The organism is Sphingomonas tagetis, assembly GCF_024211275.1.
GTDB classification, from domain to species: Bacteria; Pseudomonadota; Alphaproteobacteria; order Sphingomonadales; family Sphingomonadaceae; genus Sphingomonas; species Sphingomonas tagetis.
The window spans coordinates 25,379-42,433 of the sequence record NZ_JAMLDX010000027.1 but is presented as its reverse complement, the minus strand read 5'-3'; the positions used below and the strand labels follow the sequence as shown (position 1 = coordinate 42,433).

The following is a 17,055-nucleotide window of genomic DNA, read 5'->3' as shown; positions in this document are numbered from 1 at the left end:
ACCTCCGCTTCACGCAGCTTGCCGATAATCTCTTCCGGGCGATGCTTCTTGCTCGGCATTCCTCGTCTCCTTCGTCATCCAAATATCATCAATTTTGGACCACTCAGAAGGGGGCAGATCAACGAAGCGAGATCGAACCGGAATGGATGATTTTGGGGCGGCGTTGATCGAGGCGAATGCCGCTTAGCGACGTTGACAGGGGCAGCGAGCGTTTGCACCAAGGATTATGAGCGCAATTCATCTATTTATCGACACCTCAACCTTCCTGACGTTCTACGCCTACACGTCAGACGACCTAGAAGAACTGAAAAAGGTCGCTGGCCTGATAAAGACGGACAAGCTCAAGCTCTACATACCGGAACAAGTAGCAGACGAATTTCATCGCAATCGCGAAGGAAAGTTAGCCGAGTCTCTTGGCAAGTTCACTGGCGTTGGCGTGTCCAAAGCTATACCGCGTTTCATGGCCGATTATCCTGAGGCAGCAGCTTTCAGTGAAGCGGCAAAGGCATTCCAGCAAGCACGAGACGTTTTAGCTGCGAAAGCGAAAGTGGATGCTATTGCCCAAGCGTTGCCGGCGGATGATGTTTTCACGAAAATTATCGAAGCCGCTGGCTTGCTGACGGCGAGCGATGCCCTTTTGCTTCGCGCCAACAGACGCCGGCTGAGAGGCAACCCGCCGGGAAAGAAAGATTCGTTTGGTGATCAGATAAATTGGGAAGTGCTGCTTGAAAACGTGCCGAGCGACACAAAGCTGCACATTGTCACCAAGGATGGTGACTATGGTTCAGCTCTCGATCCCGACAACGCCCAGCAGTTCCTCAAAGCCGAATGGACGGCAAGGAAGGGCGGCACACTCCACCTACATCGCGAACTAAAGCCGTTTCTTAATGCGCATTTTGCGAACATCAAGCTTGCCGTGGATATCGAGAAGCAAATCGCTATCGATGCTCTTATTTATAGCGGAAGTTTTTCAGCAACTCACGACGCGATCGAAATCCTAAACAATCTTATTGATGATTTACATTGGAAAGAAGTTGAGCAAATATTCGAAGCTGGCGTGTCAAATAGCCAGATAAACTGGATTGGAACGGACGGTGATGTAAATAGTTTCTTCCGAAAGCTTATGGTAAAGTTCTTCAACAAAGTATCTACCGAGATGGATGAATTGTTAGAAAAATCCTTTCCAAACCCCAACCTGCATGCACACGACCTCGACGACTTGGATGATAACGCGCCATTTTAATATCCAGCTGGCACTACCGATCAAAGGACTGCCCGCCGGTGCTCAGCGAATACGCCCAATCCATATAAGGCAACCGCACGATGATCCGATCAGTTGGACCGCGACCCATCGCCATGCCCCGACACAGCAACGACACGTAGCCGACGCGCTCAAGGCACAGGGCATCAGCGGAGTTGAAGAAAGGCTCGCCAGATTCGCGCCAGACAATTGCCGTGGCACCATCAGGAAGCGCACCGATCGGCTGGACGGTGTAGAAACCGCAGAAGAAATAGAAGGCTGCACAGATTGGCAGGGGTATCAGCCACAACCATCCCCGCCGGCCAGATGCCTTGGGCGCTGCCCATTCAGCTACGCTCTCCATAATCGCCTCCCCCAATCTGATGCGAAGCTAGGGCCTATTTGCGCGCAGTCATGAGAAATTTGTGCCAAATTTGATGCGATATTTCGGCTTGGGTCATCGACGCTGGATCTGCCTCAGCGATTGATCTGGACCTCGAAGTCGTTAGCCGCATCCATGCCGATCCGCATTCGTGGGCGGCTATTCGCGAACTCACGCGCCAACGCGGCAATTCGATCGTCTTTGCGATCGGCGAAAAGAACCTCTTCGGCGTGGGCCGCGCGCATGCGGTTTAACTGCTCGACCTCCCGCCATCCAACTGCAAGGGCGTCACCCTCGCTTGTGCGGCCTCCGATCAAAAGCAGCTTGGTAGAAGAAAGCGGAAGCGTAACTTCCCCCCTTCCGTTCTTGAACCCACCATCGCCATATATCGGGTGCACCGTGTCCGGCGGCACCCAACGATACACAGGATTGTCGCAGGTAATGAAGGCATCGCCAACGGCGGTTACGATGTTCCAATACCGCCTGAACAGGATGGGCGCGAGTTCATCGGCTAAAGCGACGCTTTGCAATCCGAGCTTTTCGCTGACCCCGATGTGATACCGCGACGGATCGTTGACAAACGCCATCAGCGCGTCGCGATCCTCGACCACAAGGCCAGTGTCGCGCTGCATTTCATCCATAAGCCGGTTGAATCTCGCCGGCTTGGTCGCTTGCAGCCGCAGTTCCAACACATTCATCCGCGCCACGCTTTCCGCGTAGCCTCTGACCATGGCCGGCGAACGAGAATAGCAAGTCGCAACGAAGGAAGCGAAGTCGGCGCGATCCTGCCCTTGTGGAATCTCACCGGCAAGTAAGCGCTCATATACCGGAGCTGCCTTGTTCTCGATGTCGCTCAAGGCGTTGTCTAGGTCGTCGTTATACACGCCGTCATCGGTCTGGACCGAGTAGAAGTTGCGCTTGAACCCCGTCTCCTCCACCCGAGAGGGGCGCACGGTCCCCCGGCTCTTGCTGTAGGTCCACACCATGTTCTTTGGTGCTTCGCCGCGAAAGTGTCTCAGGTGGAGCCGCGGGACGTAGTGCTGATCCTTAGTGCGCTTCACGCCCGCTTTGTTATTCATGGGAACATGGTAGCAACATTCAGTGCAGCGGGCCAAACGCAAATCTTCCGGCTAGCCGATAACGCGCGCGCGCGAACATGCCGGCGCCGAACGCGCGTCACCTCCCGTCGTGCAGCGCCATGATCAACCCTCGCCACGGCGGGCCAACTCGCCTCAACGCCACGCGGGCCGTCTCAAAAGTTGTAGCTTTTCAGACCCCCGAAATACCGCACCGATACCGCCTCAAAAGATATCATATTGACTTATGATACAGTCTCGATATGTAAGGGTATCTTTTGAGACTCGGAGGCCACATGACCCGCATTGCCTACTATCGTGTCAGCACTGGCGATCAGAGCGTGGAGGCCCAACGCCAAGCGTTAGGTGGCGGGTTCGATCGGGAGTTCGCCGACGAAGGGATTAGCGGCGCCACGCCGGCTGCCACCCGCCCCGCGTTCGCCAAGCTGCTGTCCTATGTGCGTGAAGGCGACACCATCTATGTCTATGCGCTCGACCGCTTGGGCCGCGATGCGCTGGACGTGCAAGCCACCGTGCGCCGACTACTGGACATGGGCGTGACGGTGGATGTGAGGGGGCTAGGCCCGATAGGGGGGCGGGGGGTAGGCGAGATCATTGTCGCTGTTCTCGCTCAAATTTCCGACATTGAACGTCAACGAATAAAGGAACGCTGCGAAAGCGGTCGCATGGCTGCCAAGGCATCTCTCGCCGCGACTGGACGCACGCACCGGGGCAAGGCGAGCTTGGGGCGTCCGAAAGCAGCGGACGCGGCTGAGGTGGCAACGTGGCGGCGTGAGAATAGCGCGAGCATCCCCGCGACGATGGCGCAGTTCGGGATCAGCCGTGCAACGGTGGCGCGCTATTGCGCATCGGCGTAACGCAGCTCGCGCAGTGCCTCGCCGCAAAATCATCGCCCCTCTCGGCGCCACAGTGGACGTGTGAATCGCGGGCGGGAACTATAGGCGAGACGGGCGCAGCGCCGACGATGTGGTGGCGCTGGAGCGATGCCCGAGCTTTCGACCTCAATTCGAGATCGTGTCAAGCGGTTGCGCTACCTGCCCCGGAAATGGATTGCGCTCCCCACGGCTGATCGAGCCGCCGTGACCAGATGAATGGCTGGGCCAGCTCAACCACCATAACGGCCGCGATCGGCCTGAAGCTATGAGTGGCCTTTACTCAGGCAGAAACCCGAACTCGTAAACCTTGGGCCGCAGCTTGGCCGTCAGCAATGAATAAGCGGCCTTGAACGGATCGAAATCAATCGGTTCGCTATCGCCATAAGCTTCGAGCGCGCGGCGAATCTGATACCATCCGGCGTCGGGGCGCCCAAGCTTGTATTCGTCGCGAATCCTTCGGGGGAAGCTGGCGGCGTGGAAGCGCGCCCAAAGCTTGCGCCCCTCGTCGAGCACCGCTTCCGCCTCGGGCGAGAAGGTTAGACCCGCCATATAGCGGACCATGAAGTCGCTCTCGAACCTCCCCTTGGCGCCGACCTCGACTTCGGTGAAGGGAATGAAGTGATTGACAAGACTCCAATCACGATCGTCCCAGCGCAGCCCGTCGGCACCGACGGTCAGGTTGCTCCCGTTGAACAGCATCCAGACTAGGCAGTCGGACGTGAACTCCTCGGTTATCGGTTCGCTGGGCTGGAGGAACTGGTCGCGGTCGTTGAGCCAAGTCGGCTTGATCAGGCGACGGACGCTGAAGACGATCGCGGAAGGCTCAACATTTTCGGGAAGAACGTATGACCCACCACCATTTCTGCCGGTATAGATGGACGAAGTGAGAGCCGTGCCTGTTGAGGCATTTTGCAGGTCGTTGTTGCCCGCGAACAGATAACCCAGCGCTCCATCACACCAAAGCTTTCGTCGCGGATTTGTGGAAACGCTGAGGGCGTTCGACAAGGGAAGCGCGAGCGCCCCCTTGGCGGGAGGAGCCGAAATCCAAGCGTTGAGCAGCGCGGAGGTTGGTCGCACCGCAATGGTCTTTTCGCCGACCAGTTCGCCTGCGCGATCACGAGCCACGAGCGTAAGGTCTCGCACAATCTCCGGTCTGCTTTGGTCCCAAATCAGAAAACCGATGGGGAAATTGCCATTCAAGCCATCGAAGGCTCGGCTGTGGACTACGAAGCCATCAAGATACTTCGCCTGCCACACCCGCCTGAATGGTTCGAAATTCGGCGCATTGACATACTTGAGGGTGCTGAACATCGCGAGCGTCGCATCGGGTAATTCACGCGCGATGCGGACGAGGAACTGAGCGAAAAGCTCCTTGCTCGCATAACCGAGGTTCATCTCGCGCATCCAACCGTTGATACGAGTCTTCTCGACGCCGATTTTGTTCTCGTCGCCCTTACCGATGCCGGATCCGCTCTCCGCATAAGGCGGATTGATCAGCACCAAGATCGGCTTCGCACCCTTCTTGCAGTCCCTCGCATCGGCGATTGCTTGACGCAGCGCCATCGGCAATTTGTTCGACAGATCATAATCGATTTCACTGAAATCGGTGATGTCGTCGTTCAAATAATCATACTGGAAGATTTCCGCGCCGGCGAAGGCGGGGTTCGACCGCATGATGGTCACATCGGCTTGGTCGAGCGTGGACATGAACACGTTGCGCAGATTGCTGTGCTTGGCCTCCAGATTACCAACGCCCGCGCACATGTCCCAAACCAGATAACGGTCCTGCCAGTTCTCGCCCAGCGTCGCGCGAAGTTGGTCATAGGCTTTGTCAACAATATGCAGCGGCGTGTAATAGGCGCCCTTGAACTTCTGTTCATCGACAGGGAGAAGGCTGTCGCGCCGTTCGAGCAGATAGTGGCGGTGCTTCTGTTCGGGCGGGCGGTGATAGATCGCCCAGAAATTGCGATAGCCCTTGTCGTTCGCCAGCTCATAGGTTTCGCCGTTGAGGAAGAAGGTCGGCCCGGCAGCGGTCATCAGCATCCGGGCACCGGCGGGCTGCTTCATTGCCTCGTGCGTGCCGTCGTGCATGATGTCGGCAAAGAACAGCACGGCGTAATCTGGCTGCGCCGTCACGCCCAGTTCCTCGCCGATCATCGTCACCCAGCGGTCGAACACCTGCCGCAGATTGTCGGGCGTAATTGGCGTGCGGATGATGCGGCGTTCGCGTATGGCGTCCTGCACCGCCTTGACGAACGCCGCCTCGTCATGCGCGATCTCATATTCCACTATGTGTGTCTGAACATAGGGCGCGATCTGCGCGCCCAGTTCCTTGCCCGCGGCAGACCCCGATTTCGGCCAGACGATGCCCTTGTCGTCGAGCAGCGGCAGTGCCCTGTCGGTCGGCATGATCGCCGCCTTGTCGCGGTCGATAACAGCGAGGAAAGCTGGCATCGGCTCGCCCCGCCGTTTTGCCGCGCGAATATAGAACATCAACTGCGCGAACATGATGATCGGCGGTGTGGAAACCGCCTTCGCCTCAAACCAGATTTCCTGTGTCTGGATATCAACTAGATTTTTGGAAACGCCTTTTAGCCCCAAGGCTGAGATATAGGCGTCTTTGACGTCTTCCTCGGTTCGGGCCTTGGCGAGCGACTGTGCCAGAATCATAGAAGGTATCGGCCCCATTCTTTCATTCAAACCAAGACTGGCGGGTATAGGACGGTTCAGTGAATTGGCGATGCCAAAGCGGAGAATCTGCTGCCCCCTAAATTTGCGCGCCTCCGCGCCAGACCGGCTTGAGTCCTTGTTCTCCATATGAGCTCATAGGGTGTGATCCGAATCGCCGAGCCTCCGCCGCCCGTTTCCGATTCGCAACTCGCCGAGTCGATCGCCAAATGGCTGCGCCGAGTGCCGAAGCGGACGCTTGTGGAACTGGCGGATATCGAAGCTCGCGACAGGGCGGCGGCAGCGCTCGGCGAGATGATCGCCGCCGAGATGACTATGGCTTACCCTGAGCTTGTGGAGTCGAGCGCGCCAACGCTGCCGTTCTGATCGAACAGCGCAATTTCGCCTGTATATTTCGCTGTATATTTTCGAGCGTCAAAATTCAGGTAAGTTGCTGAATTTTCGATATTTTCTTGGAATGGTCGGGGAGACAGGATTCGAACCTGCGACATCCTGCTCCCAAAGCAGGCGCGCTACCAGACTGCGCCACTCCCCGACGCGAGCCGCGCGGTTAGGCGCTAAAGGAGGGGGGCACAAGCCCCGGCGCTGCATTTACACGTTAAGACGTGCGCGCATTTCCTTGCCGGGCTTGAAATAGGGCACGCGCTTGGCCTGGACGTCGACCGCTTCGCCGGTGCGCGGGTTGCGGCCGGTGCGGGCGTCGCGGGCGCGGGTCGAGAAGGCGCCGAAGCCGCGAAGCTCGACGCGGCCGTCCGAGATCAGGCGGCTGGTGATTTCGTTGAAGAAGGTGTCGACGATCGATTCGATCTCCGCCGCCGACAGGTCCGGATTTTCGCCGGCCAGCATCTGTACGAGTTCCGAACGGATCATCCCGGGTCCCCAAATGACCGGCCCGAAGCGCCGGAGTCGACCGCGTCGCCCTCGCAGCCACCTTTTCAGGGGCCGGTTTAGGCCGGATTCCTTATCTGCATCAATCGAATCTTGCAGCGTTAACCATGGTTTCGCAGCATTAAGTGCGAAATCCTTGAAATGATTGGCGGGGCGGACGGCAAATCCGCCCGCCCCGCGTGCAATCACTTCTTCTCTTCGCGCGCCTTGAGGGCCTCGCCAAGGATGTCGCCGAGCGACGCGCCCGAATCGGACGAGCCATACTGTGCGACGGCCTGCTTCTCTTCGGCAATCTGCATCGCCTTGACCGAGAAGGTCGGCTTCTTCGAACGGTCGAGGCCGGTGACCATCGCGTCGAACTTCTGGCCGACCTGGAAGCGCTCGGGGCGCTGCTCGTCGCGGTCGCGGCCGAGGTCGGTGCGCTTGATGAAGCCAGTCGCGCCATCGTCGCCGACCTGAACTTCGAGGCCCGCGTCGCGGACTTCGAGCACGGTGACGGTGACGACTTCGTTCTTGTTGACGCGCGAGCCCGCGCCGCCCGGGGTCGCAGCCGCGCCGGTGGCGACGCCGCCACGCTCGAGCTGCTTCATGCCGAGCGAGATGCGCTCCTTGTCCGGCTCGATCGCGAGTACGACGGCCTTAACGGTCTCGCCCTTGCGATGCAGGTTGAGCGCGTCCTCGCCCGAGATGCCCCACGCGATGTCGCTCATGTGGACCATGCCGTCGACGTCGCCGTCCAGGCCGATGAACAGGCCGAATTCGGTGGCGTTCTTGACTTCGCCCTCGACCTCGGTGCCGACCGGATGGGCAGCCGCGAAGGCTTCCCACGGGTTCTGCTGGGCCTGCTTGAGGCCGAGGCTGATGCGGCGCTTGTCCTGATCGACCTCGAGCACGACGACTTCGACTTCCTGCGAGGTCGAGACGATCTTGCCGGGATGGACGTTCTTCTTGGTCCAGCTCATCTCCGAGACGTGGACGAGGCCCTCGATGCCGGCTTCCAGCTCGACGAACGCGCCATACTCGGTGATGTTCGTGACGCGGCCCGACAGCTTGGCGCCGATCGGATACTTCGAACCCGCGCCATCCCACGGATCGCTCTCGAGCTGCTTCATGCCGAGCGAGATGCGCTGCGTGTCGCGGTTGATGCGGATGATCTGAACCTTGACGGTGTCGCCGATGTTCAGGACTTCCGACGGGTGGTTGACGCGCTTGTAGCTGAGGTCGGTGACATGCAGCAGGCCGTCGATGCCGCCCAGATCAACGAACGCACCGTAATCGGTGATGTTCTTGACGACGCCGTCGATCACCTGGCCCTCGGCCAGCGACTGGATCAGGCCCGAACGCTGCTCGGCGCGGTTCTCTTCGAGGACGGCGCGGCGCGAGACGACGATGTTGCCGCGCTTGCGGTCCATCTTGAGGATCTGGAAGGGCTGCGGCAGGTCCATCAGCGGCTGCACGTCGCGCACCGGACGGATATCGACCTGCGAGCCGGGCAGGAACGCGACGGCGCCCGAGAGGTCGACGGTGAAGCCGCCCTTGACGCGGCCGAAGATCACGCCCTCGACGCGGTTGCCCTGGCTGAATTCGAGTTCGAGCTTGTCCCATGCGGCTTCGCGGCGGGCGCGGTCGCGGCTGAGCATCGCTTCGCCATTCGCATTCTCGACGCGGTCGACATAGACCTCGACTTCGTCGCCGACCTTGAGTTCAGCGGGCTGGCCCGGCGCGGCGAATTCGCGCAGCGGCACGCGGCCCTCGCTCTTGAGGCCGACGTCGATGATCGCGAGATCGTTTTCGATGCCGGTGACGGTGCCGATGACGACGCGGCCTTCAAAGCTTTCTGCGCCGCCGAGGGTCTGGTCGAGAAGCGCGGCGAAATCGTCGCGCGTGGGGTTTGCCGAAGTGGCCATAAAGAGTTCAGTCCTAACTTACGTTTTCCGGCCGGCTGGTTGGGTCCAGCGGTCTTGAAGGCCGAAATGCCGTGGCGGCCGACTGCCGGTCACGGCATCCGATGGGCGGGCATATTTGGAGGCAGTGACGCTATCGGATCGAAAGCGAAAATGGCGCGTGAGAATAGATCTCCGCGCCTCCCTCCGCGAGCACCCGCTCGCCGGACCGGGCGCCCTTACTGCGCGGCGGTCGAAAAGGCAAGATTGCGAGTCGCTTATTGACCGTTGCCGTCGGGCGGGCCGCGCCTAATGTGACGGGATGGGTCGCTCACACATCGTCGCACTGGTGCTGGCTATCGCCGGTGCGATGCTGCCCGGCGGCGGCCGGGCGGCACAAGCAGTCCCGGCCACACCGGATGCGGCGGCCTGCCTGATGCTGCCGAGTCCGCCGCCGGGCTGCGTGGACGCGCTGGTCCAAGCCGCTCAAGCGCAACTGACCGGTGATCCCCGCATCGATGAGGCGTACCGGTACGCGATCGGCGAGCGATATGCCCGCAAGCTGCTGCAATTGAGCATGGCAAGCTTTGGCGAAATCCACGAACACACGGCGACAGCGTATAATTTCGTCGCGATCTTCGTGCAAAAACGCGATCCGGCCGAGGCCGAGGCAGCTTATGCGCGCGCCATCGAGATAGCGCGACAAGCGCCGGACAACCGCATCCGGTTGACGATCTATCTGCGCAATTTCGGCATCTTTCTTGGTAGATTGAGTCGGCTTGCGGATGCGGAGGCCGTGCTGCGGGAGGCGCTGGCCGTGGCGACCGTCGCGCGCGATGTTGACCAGCAACTCAAGGCGAGGCTTGAGCTGGGGTGGCTGCTGACCCGGATGGGGCGAACCGACGATGCGCATGAAATACTGCTCGCCGGGGTCGCCCTGGCCGAGGATAAACGCGTCCTTAGCGATGTCAGCGCATCGATCTACCTTGCGCTGGGCGATAATTTCCAGAGTCAATCTCGCTACAGCGATGCGCTCGCTTACTATCGTCAGGCCCTGGCCATGACCGTCAAGGTTTCCGGCGAGAACAGCCGCGCGGCCGCGGACGTATATGTGGTGTTGGGCGAAATCGCAGCAAGGCAAGGAAACAGCGCGGAGGTCAGGCGGATGCAGCGACGGGTCTACAGGATACGGCTGAAAACGCTCGGTCCGCGCCACCCGACGATCGCGGCGAGCCGCTTTAATATGGCGATGACGAAATGGCGGACTCGTGGCGGGAACCCACTGCCTGAGCTCCGCGTCGCGCTCAAGGATATTGAATCAGCCTATGGCGCGGATAGCGAAGAGGCGTTGAACTATGCGCTGGCGCTTACTCATCCGTTGCATTCACAGGGCGCGCATGTGGAAGAACTTGCGATCGAGGCCAAGGCCGTAGGCGCGCTCGAGAAACGGCTGGCTCGCACCGATCCGGGCATGATCTCGAAATGGATCGAGCTTGCGTTGTCATTGCGCAATCATGAGCGGCCGGTCGAAGCGCTGGTCTATTTCCGGCGGGGAAATGGGGCACTCATCGAGCGCATCAGGGACTCGTCGCGTAGCCCGGCGCTGCTCGATGAATATGGTAGGAAACGCGGCTATTTTCGCTGGCAAGTCGCGACGGAATGGGCCGTAGCAAACCCGGAATAAGGGTGCCCGCCGCCTCAGGGAGGGAGGAGAGACGGCGGGCTGGGGGGCAGGCTCGCGCTTAGCGCTGCCAGGTCTGAAAGGGGAGACTGAGCGCTTCGGCCACGGCCTGATGCGTGATCTTGCCCTGATAGACGTTGAGGCCGGCGGCGAGATGCGGATCGGCGGCCATCGCCTTTTCCGCGCCGAGATTGGCCAGCTTCATCACGAACGGCAGGGTCGCGTTGTTGAGCGCGAAGGTACTGGTGCGGGCGACCGCGCCGGGCATGTTGGCGACGCAATAATGGATCACGCCGTCGACCTCATAGACGGGATCGTCATGCGTGGTGGCGTGCGAGGTTTCGAAACAGCCGCCCTGGTCGATCGCGATATCGACCAGCACGCTGCCGCGCTTCATCGTCTTGAGCATCTCGCGCGTGACGAGCTTGGGTGCGGCGGCGCCGGGGACGAGCACCGCGCCGATGACGAGATGCGCGTTCTTCACCGCCGCTGCGATCGCCGCCTTGCTGGCATAGGCGGTCTTGATCTGGCTGCCGAAATGCATGTCGAGTTCGGCGAGGCGGCTGTTGTTGATGTCGTAGATGGTGACGTCGGCGCGCAGGCCGGTGGCCATCTGCGCGGCGTTGATGCCCGACACGCCGCCGCCGAGAATGGCGACGCGCGCCGGCGCGACGCCGGGGACGCCGCCGAGCAGGACGCCGCGGCCGCCCTGCTCCTTTTCGAGATAGTGCGCGCCGACCTGGACCGACATGCGACCGGCGACTTCGCTCATCGGCTTGAGCAGCGGGAGCGAGCGGTCGGCGGCGGTGACCGTCTCATAGGCGATGCATGTCGCGCCCGACTTGATGAGGCCCGCGGCCTGTTCGGGATCGGGGGCGAGGTGGAGATAGGTGAACAGCGTGTGCCGCGCCTCGAGCATCGCCACTTCCTGCGGCTGCGGCTCCTTGACCTTCACGATCATGTCGGCCTGCGCGAACACCTCGGCGGCGGTGCCGACGATGCGGGCGCCGGCGTCGGTGTAGTCCGAATCCTCGAAATCGATGCCCGAGCCGGCGCTGGTTTCCACGATCACTTCATGACCGGCTTGAGTCAGTTCCGACACCAGCGGCGGGGTCAGGCCGACGCGATATTCGTGGTTCTTGATTTCCTTCGGGACACCGACGCGCATGATTCTCTCCGATTTATCTTGTGCGACGGCAATAGACCGGATCGGCGCCGTGAATCTCTGCAAAGGCATGCGCGCTGCGAGATCAAATCGCATGGATATGCTGACATTGATCAAGATATCGCATAATCATGCGTCATGGACCGAATCGACGCCGCAATCCTGAAGTACCTTTCGCTCGACGCTCGGGCGCCGGTGAGTCACATCGCAGGTGAAGTCGGATTGTCGCAGTCGGCTTGCACGCGGCGCATCCAGGCGCTCGAGGCGTCCGGGCATATTCAGGGTTACAGCGCTCGGCTCGGGCTGCGGCATCTGGGGTTCAGCGTGACGGCAATGGTCGACATCACGCTCAATACCGAAGTCGGTGAGGATCTGGCGCTGTTCGAGGCGGCGGTGTCCGAAATCGACGGCATCGTCGAATGCGCGCTGGTCTCGGGCAGCTACGACTATCACCTCAAGATATTGTGTCGCGACCTCGACGACTATGAGCGGCTGCACCGCGAGGAGATGGGGCGGTTGCCCGGCGTACTCAAGATCAGTTCGAGCTTCGTGCTGCGATCGGTGCCGACCAAGAGCGAAGCCGATGCGCTGTTCAAGCCCCGGGACTGAGGGGCCAATGGCGGCGCCCATTGCGGGGCCATGTTGCGCGTGCTAACGGCGCGACCGTTTCAACGGACAGGTAGCCGGTCGATCATGACCACTGCATTGCTCGCCACGGTTCGCAAAGACCGCCTGTGAGCGCCAACGGAAGCCCCGAGCCGGCGACCGACTCGATCTCTCCCGAACACGACCAGCATCATCCGCATGGCCGCGAGGCCGCGCTGTGGAAGCTGGGGCTGGGCGCGATCGGGATCGTCTTCGGCGATATCGGCACCAGTCCGCTCTATGCGTTCCGCGAGACGTTCGCGGGGCACCATCCGCTCGCGCTCGACCCGCCGCACATCATGGGCGTGATCAGCCTGATGTTCTGGTCGATGATGATCGTGGTGACGCTGAAATATGTCACCCTCATCATGCGCGCCGACAACAAGGGCGAGGGCGGCAGCCTGGCGCTGCTGGCACTGATCAACCGCGAGAGCGGACAGAAGCGCTGGACCGCGGGGATCGTGATCCTCGGCGTGTTCGCGACCGCGCTCTTCTATGGCGACTCGATGATCACCCCGGCGGTGTCGGTGCTGTCGGCGGTCGAGGGCCTCGCGGTCGCGGCGCCGGGCTTCTCCAACTGGGTGCAGCCGATCGTCATCGCGATCCTGGTGTTCCTGTTCTCGATCCAGCGCACCGGCACGGCGCGTGTCGGCGCGATGTTCGGGCCGATCATGCTGATCTATTTCGCGACGATCGCGACGCTCGGCGTGATCAGCGCGGCGCAGACGCCCGAAGTATTGTGGGCCTTCCTGCCGACCTATGCCCTGAATTTCTTCCTGATCGATCCGGTCGCGGCGTTCCTCGCGCTCGGCTCGGTCGTGCTGGCCGTGACCGGGGCCGAGGCGCTGTATGCCGATATGGGGCATTTCGGGCGCAAGCCGATCCGCTTCTCGTGGCTGTGGTTCGTGCTGCCGGCGCTGATGTGCAACTATATGGGGCAGGGCGCGCTGCTGATGCGCGACGCCTCGGCGGTGCACAGCCCCTTCTATTTCCTCGCGCCCGAATATCTGCGGCTGCCGCTGGTCGGGATCGCGACGATGGCGGCGATCATCGCGTCGCAGGCGGTGATCACCGGCGCCTTCTCGGTCACGCAGCAGGGAATCCAGCTCGGCTTCATCCCGCGGCTGCGCATCTCGCACACCAGCGCCGACACGGCGGGGCAGATCTACATCCCGCTGATCAACTGGGCGCTGATGATCGCGATCATCCTGCTGGTGCTGACGTTCCAGACCTCGTCCAACCTCACCGCCGCCTATGGCATCGCGGTGACCGGGGCGATGCTGATCGACAATTTCCTGATCGCGGTGGTGCTGTTCACGCTGTGGAAGTGGAAGAAGCGCTATGCGATCCCGCTGCTGGCGGTCTTCTTCCTGGTCGATCTCGCCTATTTCGCGGCAAACCTGACCAAGGTGCCGGACGGCGGCTGGTTCCCGCTGCTGGCGGGCATCGCGATCTTCACGCTGCTGACCACCTGGGCCAAGGGCCGCCGCCTGATGGTCGAGCGGATGCGCGAGGGCGCGATGCCGATCAAGGTGTTCATCCAGTCCGCGGCGAGTTCGGCGACGCGGGTGCCGGGAACGGCGGTGTTTATGACTTCGACGCCGGACGGCGTGCCGCATGCACTGCTCCACAACCTCAAGCACAACAAGGTGCTGCACGAGCGGGTGATCCTGCTGACGGTGAAGATCGCCGACGTGCCGTTCGTGCCCGACGAGAAGCGCGTGAAGCTCGACGATTTGGGGCAGGGCTTCCACCGCATGCTGATGTTCTATGGCTTCATGCAGGAGGCCGACGTGCCCGCCGCGCTCAAGGAGGCCGGGGCGTGCGGGACGGCGTGCGGCGGCACGTTCAACATGATGGACACCAGCTTCTTCCTCTCCCGCCAGACGCTGCTGGCGTCGGACCGGCCGGGGATGCACATCTGGCGCGAAAAGCTGTTCGCGTGGATGCTGCGCAACGCGGAAAGCGCGATGGAGTTCTTCCGGCTGCCGACCAATCGCGTGGTGGAACTGGGCAGCCAGGTCGAAATCTAGCGTGGCATCCGCGCCGATCATCGTGACGGCGCTGCTCGGGCGGCAGGAGCAGGGCTGGCTGGATGGCTTGCGGCGCGAGCATTATCCGCCCGAGCGCAACGTGCTGCCCGCGCATCTGACGCTGTTCCATCATCTGCCGCCGTCGGTCGAGGACGAGTTGAAGCACCGGCTGAACGAAGCGACGCGCGGCCAGCGTGCGCCGGTGGCGAAGGCGGCCGGGCTGATGTCGCTGGGCCGGGGCGTGGCCGTGCGGATCGAGTCGCCGGGCTTGACCGCGATCCGGCGCGATCTGTGCGAGGCGTTCGCCGGGCTGCTGACGCCGCAGGATGCCGGCGGGTGGCGGCCGCATGTGACGATCCAGAACAAGGTCGCACCGTCGATGGCCAAGCTGTTGCTGGGCGCGCTCGGCAAGGATTTCCGCGCGCGCGACGTCGAGATCACGGGGCTTGCGGCGTGGTGGTATCGCGGCGGGCCGTGGGAGCCGATTTCGCGGCACATGTTCGCTTGACCGCTTGCGGAACGCCACTTATGTGCGCCGCTCTCGCTCGCCCCGGAATGGGGACGGGCCGCCTTGGTAGGGCGGAGTAGCTCAGTTGGTTAGAGCACGGGAATCATAATCCTGGGGTCGGGGGTTCAAGTCCCTCCTCCGCTACCATTTTTCATCCTCTGCACATTGCGCAGCATGGCTTGGCAGACGTTCCAAGCTTGAGCGAAATTGTGGGCATGTTGGACCAAGACAGCGGCTGGCGTGGCATGAAATAACGGGCCAAATAGTCTGGCCCGGAGAGTCCGTTCCCCATGAACATGCCCGTCAATCGCCGCTCCCTCCTCGCTTCAGGCGCTGCGGCGCTTGCTTGTGGTCCGCTGTTCGCCGCGACGCGCAAGCTCGACGTCGCGCTGGTCAATGGCCGGGTGTGGACCGGCGTGCGCGGCGGGCGGAGCGATGCGGTGGGAATCGCGGGCGGACGGATCGCCGCGTTGGGCCGGGCTGCGGTCAAGGCCGCGAGCGGGCCGGGGACCAAGGTGATCGATTTGAAGGGCGCATTCGTGATGCCCGCCTTCATCGATTGTCACACGCATTTCCTGCGCGGATCGATCAACCTGTCGCAGCCCGATTTTCTGAGCCTCAAGACCAAGGCCGAGTTCGTCGAGCGGGTCGGCGCGGCGGTGCGCAATCTGCCGGCGGGCCAGTGGCTGACCGGCGGGCCGTGGGACGAGCAGCGCTGGGGCGGCGAGCTGCCGCGCAAGGAGTGGGTCGATGGCGTGACCGGCGGTCGGCCGATCGCGATCCCGCGCACCGACCTGCACTCGCTGTTCCTCAATTCCGCCGCGCTCAAGCTGGCGGGGATCGACCGCAACACGCCCGACATCGCCGGCGGGGTGATCGAGCGTGACGAGAAGGGCGAGCCGACCGGCGTACTCAAGGACAATGCGCGCGATCGCGTGCTCAAGATCATCCCGCCGATGACCACGGCGATGGTCGACCAGCAGATGAAGAACGGCATCGCCTATGCGCTGAGCAAGGGCGTGGCGCAGGTTCACAATACCGAGGTCGACTGGTCGGTCCAGGATTCGGCGCGGCGGTTGCGCGCCAAGGGGCCGACCGGCATCCGTTTCTATTCGATGGTGCCGCTGGCCGACTGGGAGCGGATGGCGGCGCTGGTCAAGGCCGAGGGACGCGGCGACGATTGGGTGCGCTGGGGGACGCTCAAATGCGTGTCGGACGGCTCGCTCGGCGCGCGGACGGCCAAATTCTACCACCCCTATGCCGATGCGCCCGACCAGCGCGGCGTGTGGGCCGTGCCGGTCGACAAGATGAAGCAATGGATCCCGGCGGCGGATGCCGCGGGGCTCAACATGACCGTGCACGCGATCGGCGACGAGGCCAACGACACCGTGCTCGACATCTTCGCCGCGGCGGCACGCAAGAACGGCGCGCGCGACCGGCGCTTCCGTATCGAGCATGCCCAGCATCTCGCGCCCGGTGCGTGGACGAAAATGGCGCGGCAGAAGGTGATCGCGTCGGTCCAGCCCTATCATGCCGCCGATGATGGCCGCTGGGCGGTCAAGCGGATCGGCGAGGAGCGGCTCAACCGCACCTATGCGTTCAAGTCGCTGCTCGATGCAGGGGTGAAGACCTGTTTCGGGTCGGACTGGCCGGTCGCGCCGCTCGATCCGATGACCGGGGTGGATGCCGCCGTGCAGCGGCAGACGATCGACGGCGCGAACCCCAATGGCTGGCATCCCGAGCAGCGCGTGAGCATCGAGGACACGCTGATCGCCTATACCAGCACTGCCGCCTATGCCGGCTTCCAGGAGAACCGGCTGGGGCGGCTCGCGCCGGGCTATCTCGCCGATCTGGTGGTGCTCGACCGCGACCTGCTGACCGTGGCGCCCGACCAGTATCTCAAGACCAGGGTATTGCGCACCTTCGTCGACGGGGTGGAGCGCTACACGGATGCCGCCGCCTGACGACGA

The 17,055-nt window shown here is 62.1% G+C and carries 14 protein-coding genes and 2 tRNA genes; 9 read left to right on the top strand and 7 right to left on the bottom strand.

From position 1 onward, the window contains the following. The first annotated feature begins 226 nt into the window (after positions 1-226). Positions 227-1,243, top strand: a complete 1,017-nt coding sequence (locus M9978_RS21555) for a PIN domain-containing protein (protein ID WP_254297010.1) — start codon at positions 227-229, stop codon at positions 1,241-1,243. Between the two features lie 13 nt (positions 1,244-1,256). On the opposite strand, the gene M9978_RS21550 is transcribed toward M9978_RS21555, so the two are convergent. Both M9978_RS21550 and M9978_RS21545 read right to left on the bottom strand, forming a co-directional pair. Beyond that, positions 1,257-1,604, bottom strand: coding sequence for a hypothetical protein (locus M9978_RS21550; RefSeq protein WP_254297008.1), 348 nt, complete (start codon positions 1,602-1,604; stop codon positions 1,257-1,259). Positions 1,605-1,717: 113 nt separating this feature from the next. Continuing rightward, a complete protein-coding gene (locus M9978_RS21545) occupies positions 1,718-2,701 on the bottom strand; it encodes a DUF4238 domain-containing protein (protein ID WP_254297006.1) in 984 nt (327 codons plus the stop codon). Positions 2,702-2,994: 293 nt separating this feature from the next. Here M9978_RS21545 and M9978_RS21540 point away from each other — a divergent pair, with 293 nt between their 5' ends. Beyond that, on the top strand, positions 2,995-3,576 hold the full coding sequence (locus M9978_RS21540) for a recombinase family protein (protein WP_254297004.1): 582 nt from the start codon (positions 2,995-2,997) through the stop codon (positions 3,574-3,576). Positions 3,577-3,870: 294 nt separating this feature from the next. On the opposite strand, the gene M9978_RS21535 is transcribed toward M9978_RS21540, so the two are convergent. Beyond that, positions 3,871-6,411 (bottom strand): hypothetical protein, encoded by a 2,541-nt coding sequence (locus M9978_RS21535; protein WP_254297002.1) that lies wholly within the window; start codon positions 6,409-6,411, stop codon positions 3,871-3,873. 15 nt (positions 6,412-6,426) lie between these two features. Between M9978_RS21535 and M9978_RS21530 the strand changes: the two genes are divergently transcribed. Next, positions 6,427-6,648 carry a hypothetical protein gene (locus M9978_RS21530; RefSeq protein ID WP_254297001.1) on the top strand — a complete coding sequence of 74 codons (222 nt, stop codon included), beginning with the start codon at positions 6,427-6,429 and terminating at the stop codon, positions 6,646-6,648. Positions 6,649-6,740: 92 nt separating this feature from the next. Here M9978_RS21530 and M9978_RS21525 read toward each other — a convergent pair. The 3 genes from M9978_RS21525 to rpsA form a co-directional block, all read right to left on the bottom strand. Next, positions 6,741-6,817, bottom strand: a tRNA-Pro gene (locus M9978_RS21525). 56 nt (positions 6,818-6,873) lie between these two features. Further along, positions 6,874-7,152, bottom strand: coding sequence for an integration host factor subunit beta (locus M9978_RS21520; RefSeq protein ID WP_254296999.1), 279 nt, complete (start codon positions 7,150-7,152; stop codon positions 6,874-6,876). A gap of 203 nt (positions 7,153-7,355) precedes the next feature. Beyond that, on the bottom strand, positions 7,356-9,077 hold the full coding sequence (gene rpsA / locus M9978_RS21515) for a 30S ribosomal protein S1 (protein WP_254296998.1): 1,722 nt from the start codon (positions 9,075-9,077) through the stop codon (positions 7,356-7,358). A gap of 298 nt (positions 9,078-9,375) precedes the next feature. Here rpsA and M9978_RS21510 point away from each other — a divergent pair, with 298 nt between their 5' ends. After that, on the top strand, positions 9,376-10,737 hold the full coding sequence (locus M9978_RS21510; RefSeq protein WP_254296996.1) for a tetratricopeptide repeat protein: 1,362 nt from the start codon (positions 9,376-9,378) through the stop codon (positions 10,735-10,737). A gap of 58 nt (positions 10,738-10,795) precedes the next feature. On the opposite strand, the gene ald is transcribed toward M9978_RS21510, so the two are convergent. Beyond that, positions 10,796-11,902, bottom strand: a complete 1,107-nt coding sequence (gene ald, locus M9978_RS21505; RefSeq protein WP_254296995.1) for an alanine dehydrogenase — start codon at positions 11,900-11,902, stop codon at positions 10,796-10,798. 135 nt (positions 11,903-12,037) lie between these two features. Here ald and M9978_RS21500 point away from each other — a divergent pair, with 135 nt between their 5' ends. The 5 genes from M9978_RS21500 to M9978_RS21480 all read left to right on the top strand — a co-directional run bounded on the left by M9978_RS21500 (position 12,038) and on the right by M9978_RS21480 (position 17,049). Next, complete coding sequence (locus tag M9978_RS21500) at positions 12,038-12,508, top strand: Lrp/AsnC family transcriptional regulator (RefSeq protein ID WP_254296994.1); 471 nt, start codon at positions 12,038-12,040, stop codon at positions 12,506-12,508. A 125-nt stretch (positions 12,509-12,633) separates the two neighbouring features. Next, complete coding sequence (locus M9978_RS21495; RefSeq protein WP_436977212.1) at positions 12,634-14,577, top strand: potassium transporter Kup; 1,944 nt, start codon at positions 12,634-12,636, stop codon at positions 14,575-14,577. A 1-nt stretch (position 14,578) separates the two neighbouring features. Beyond that, positions 14,579-15,085, top strand: a complete 507-nt coding sequence (locus M9978_RS21490) for a 2'-5' RNA ligase family protein (protein ID WP_254296992.1) — start codon at positions 14,579-14,581, stop codon at positions 15,083-15,085. A gap of 70 nt (positions 15,086-15,155) precedes the next feature. Beyond that, positions 15,156-15,232, top strand: a tRNA-Met gene (locus M9978_RS21485). A gap of 143 nt (positions 15,233-15,375) precedes the next feature. Further along, positions 15,376-17,049 (top strand): amidohydrolase, encoded by a 1,674-nt coding sequence (locus M9978_RS21480; protein ID WP_254296991.1) that lies wholly within the window; start codon positions 15,376-15,378, stop codon positions 17,047-17,049. Positions 17,050-17,055: the final 6 nt, after the last annotated feature.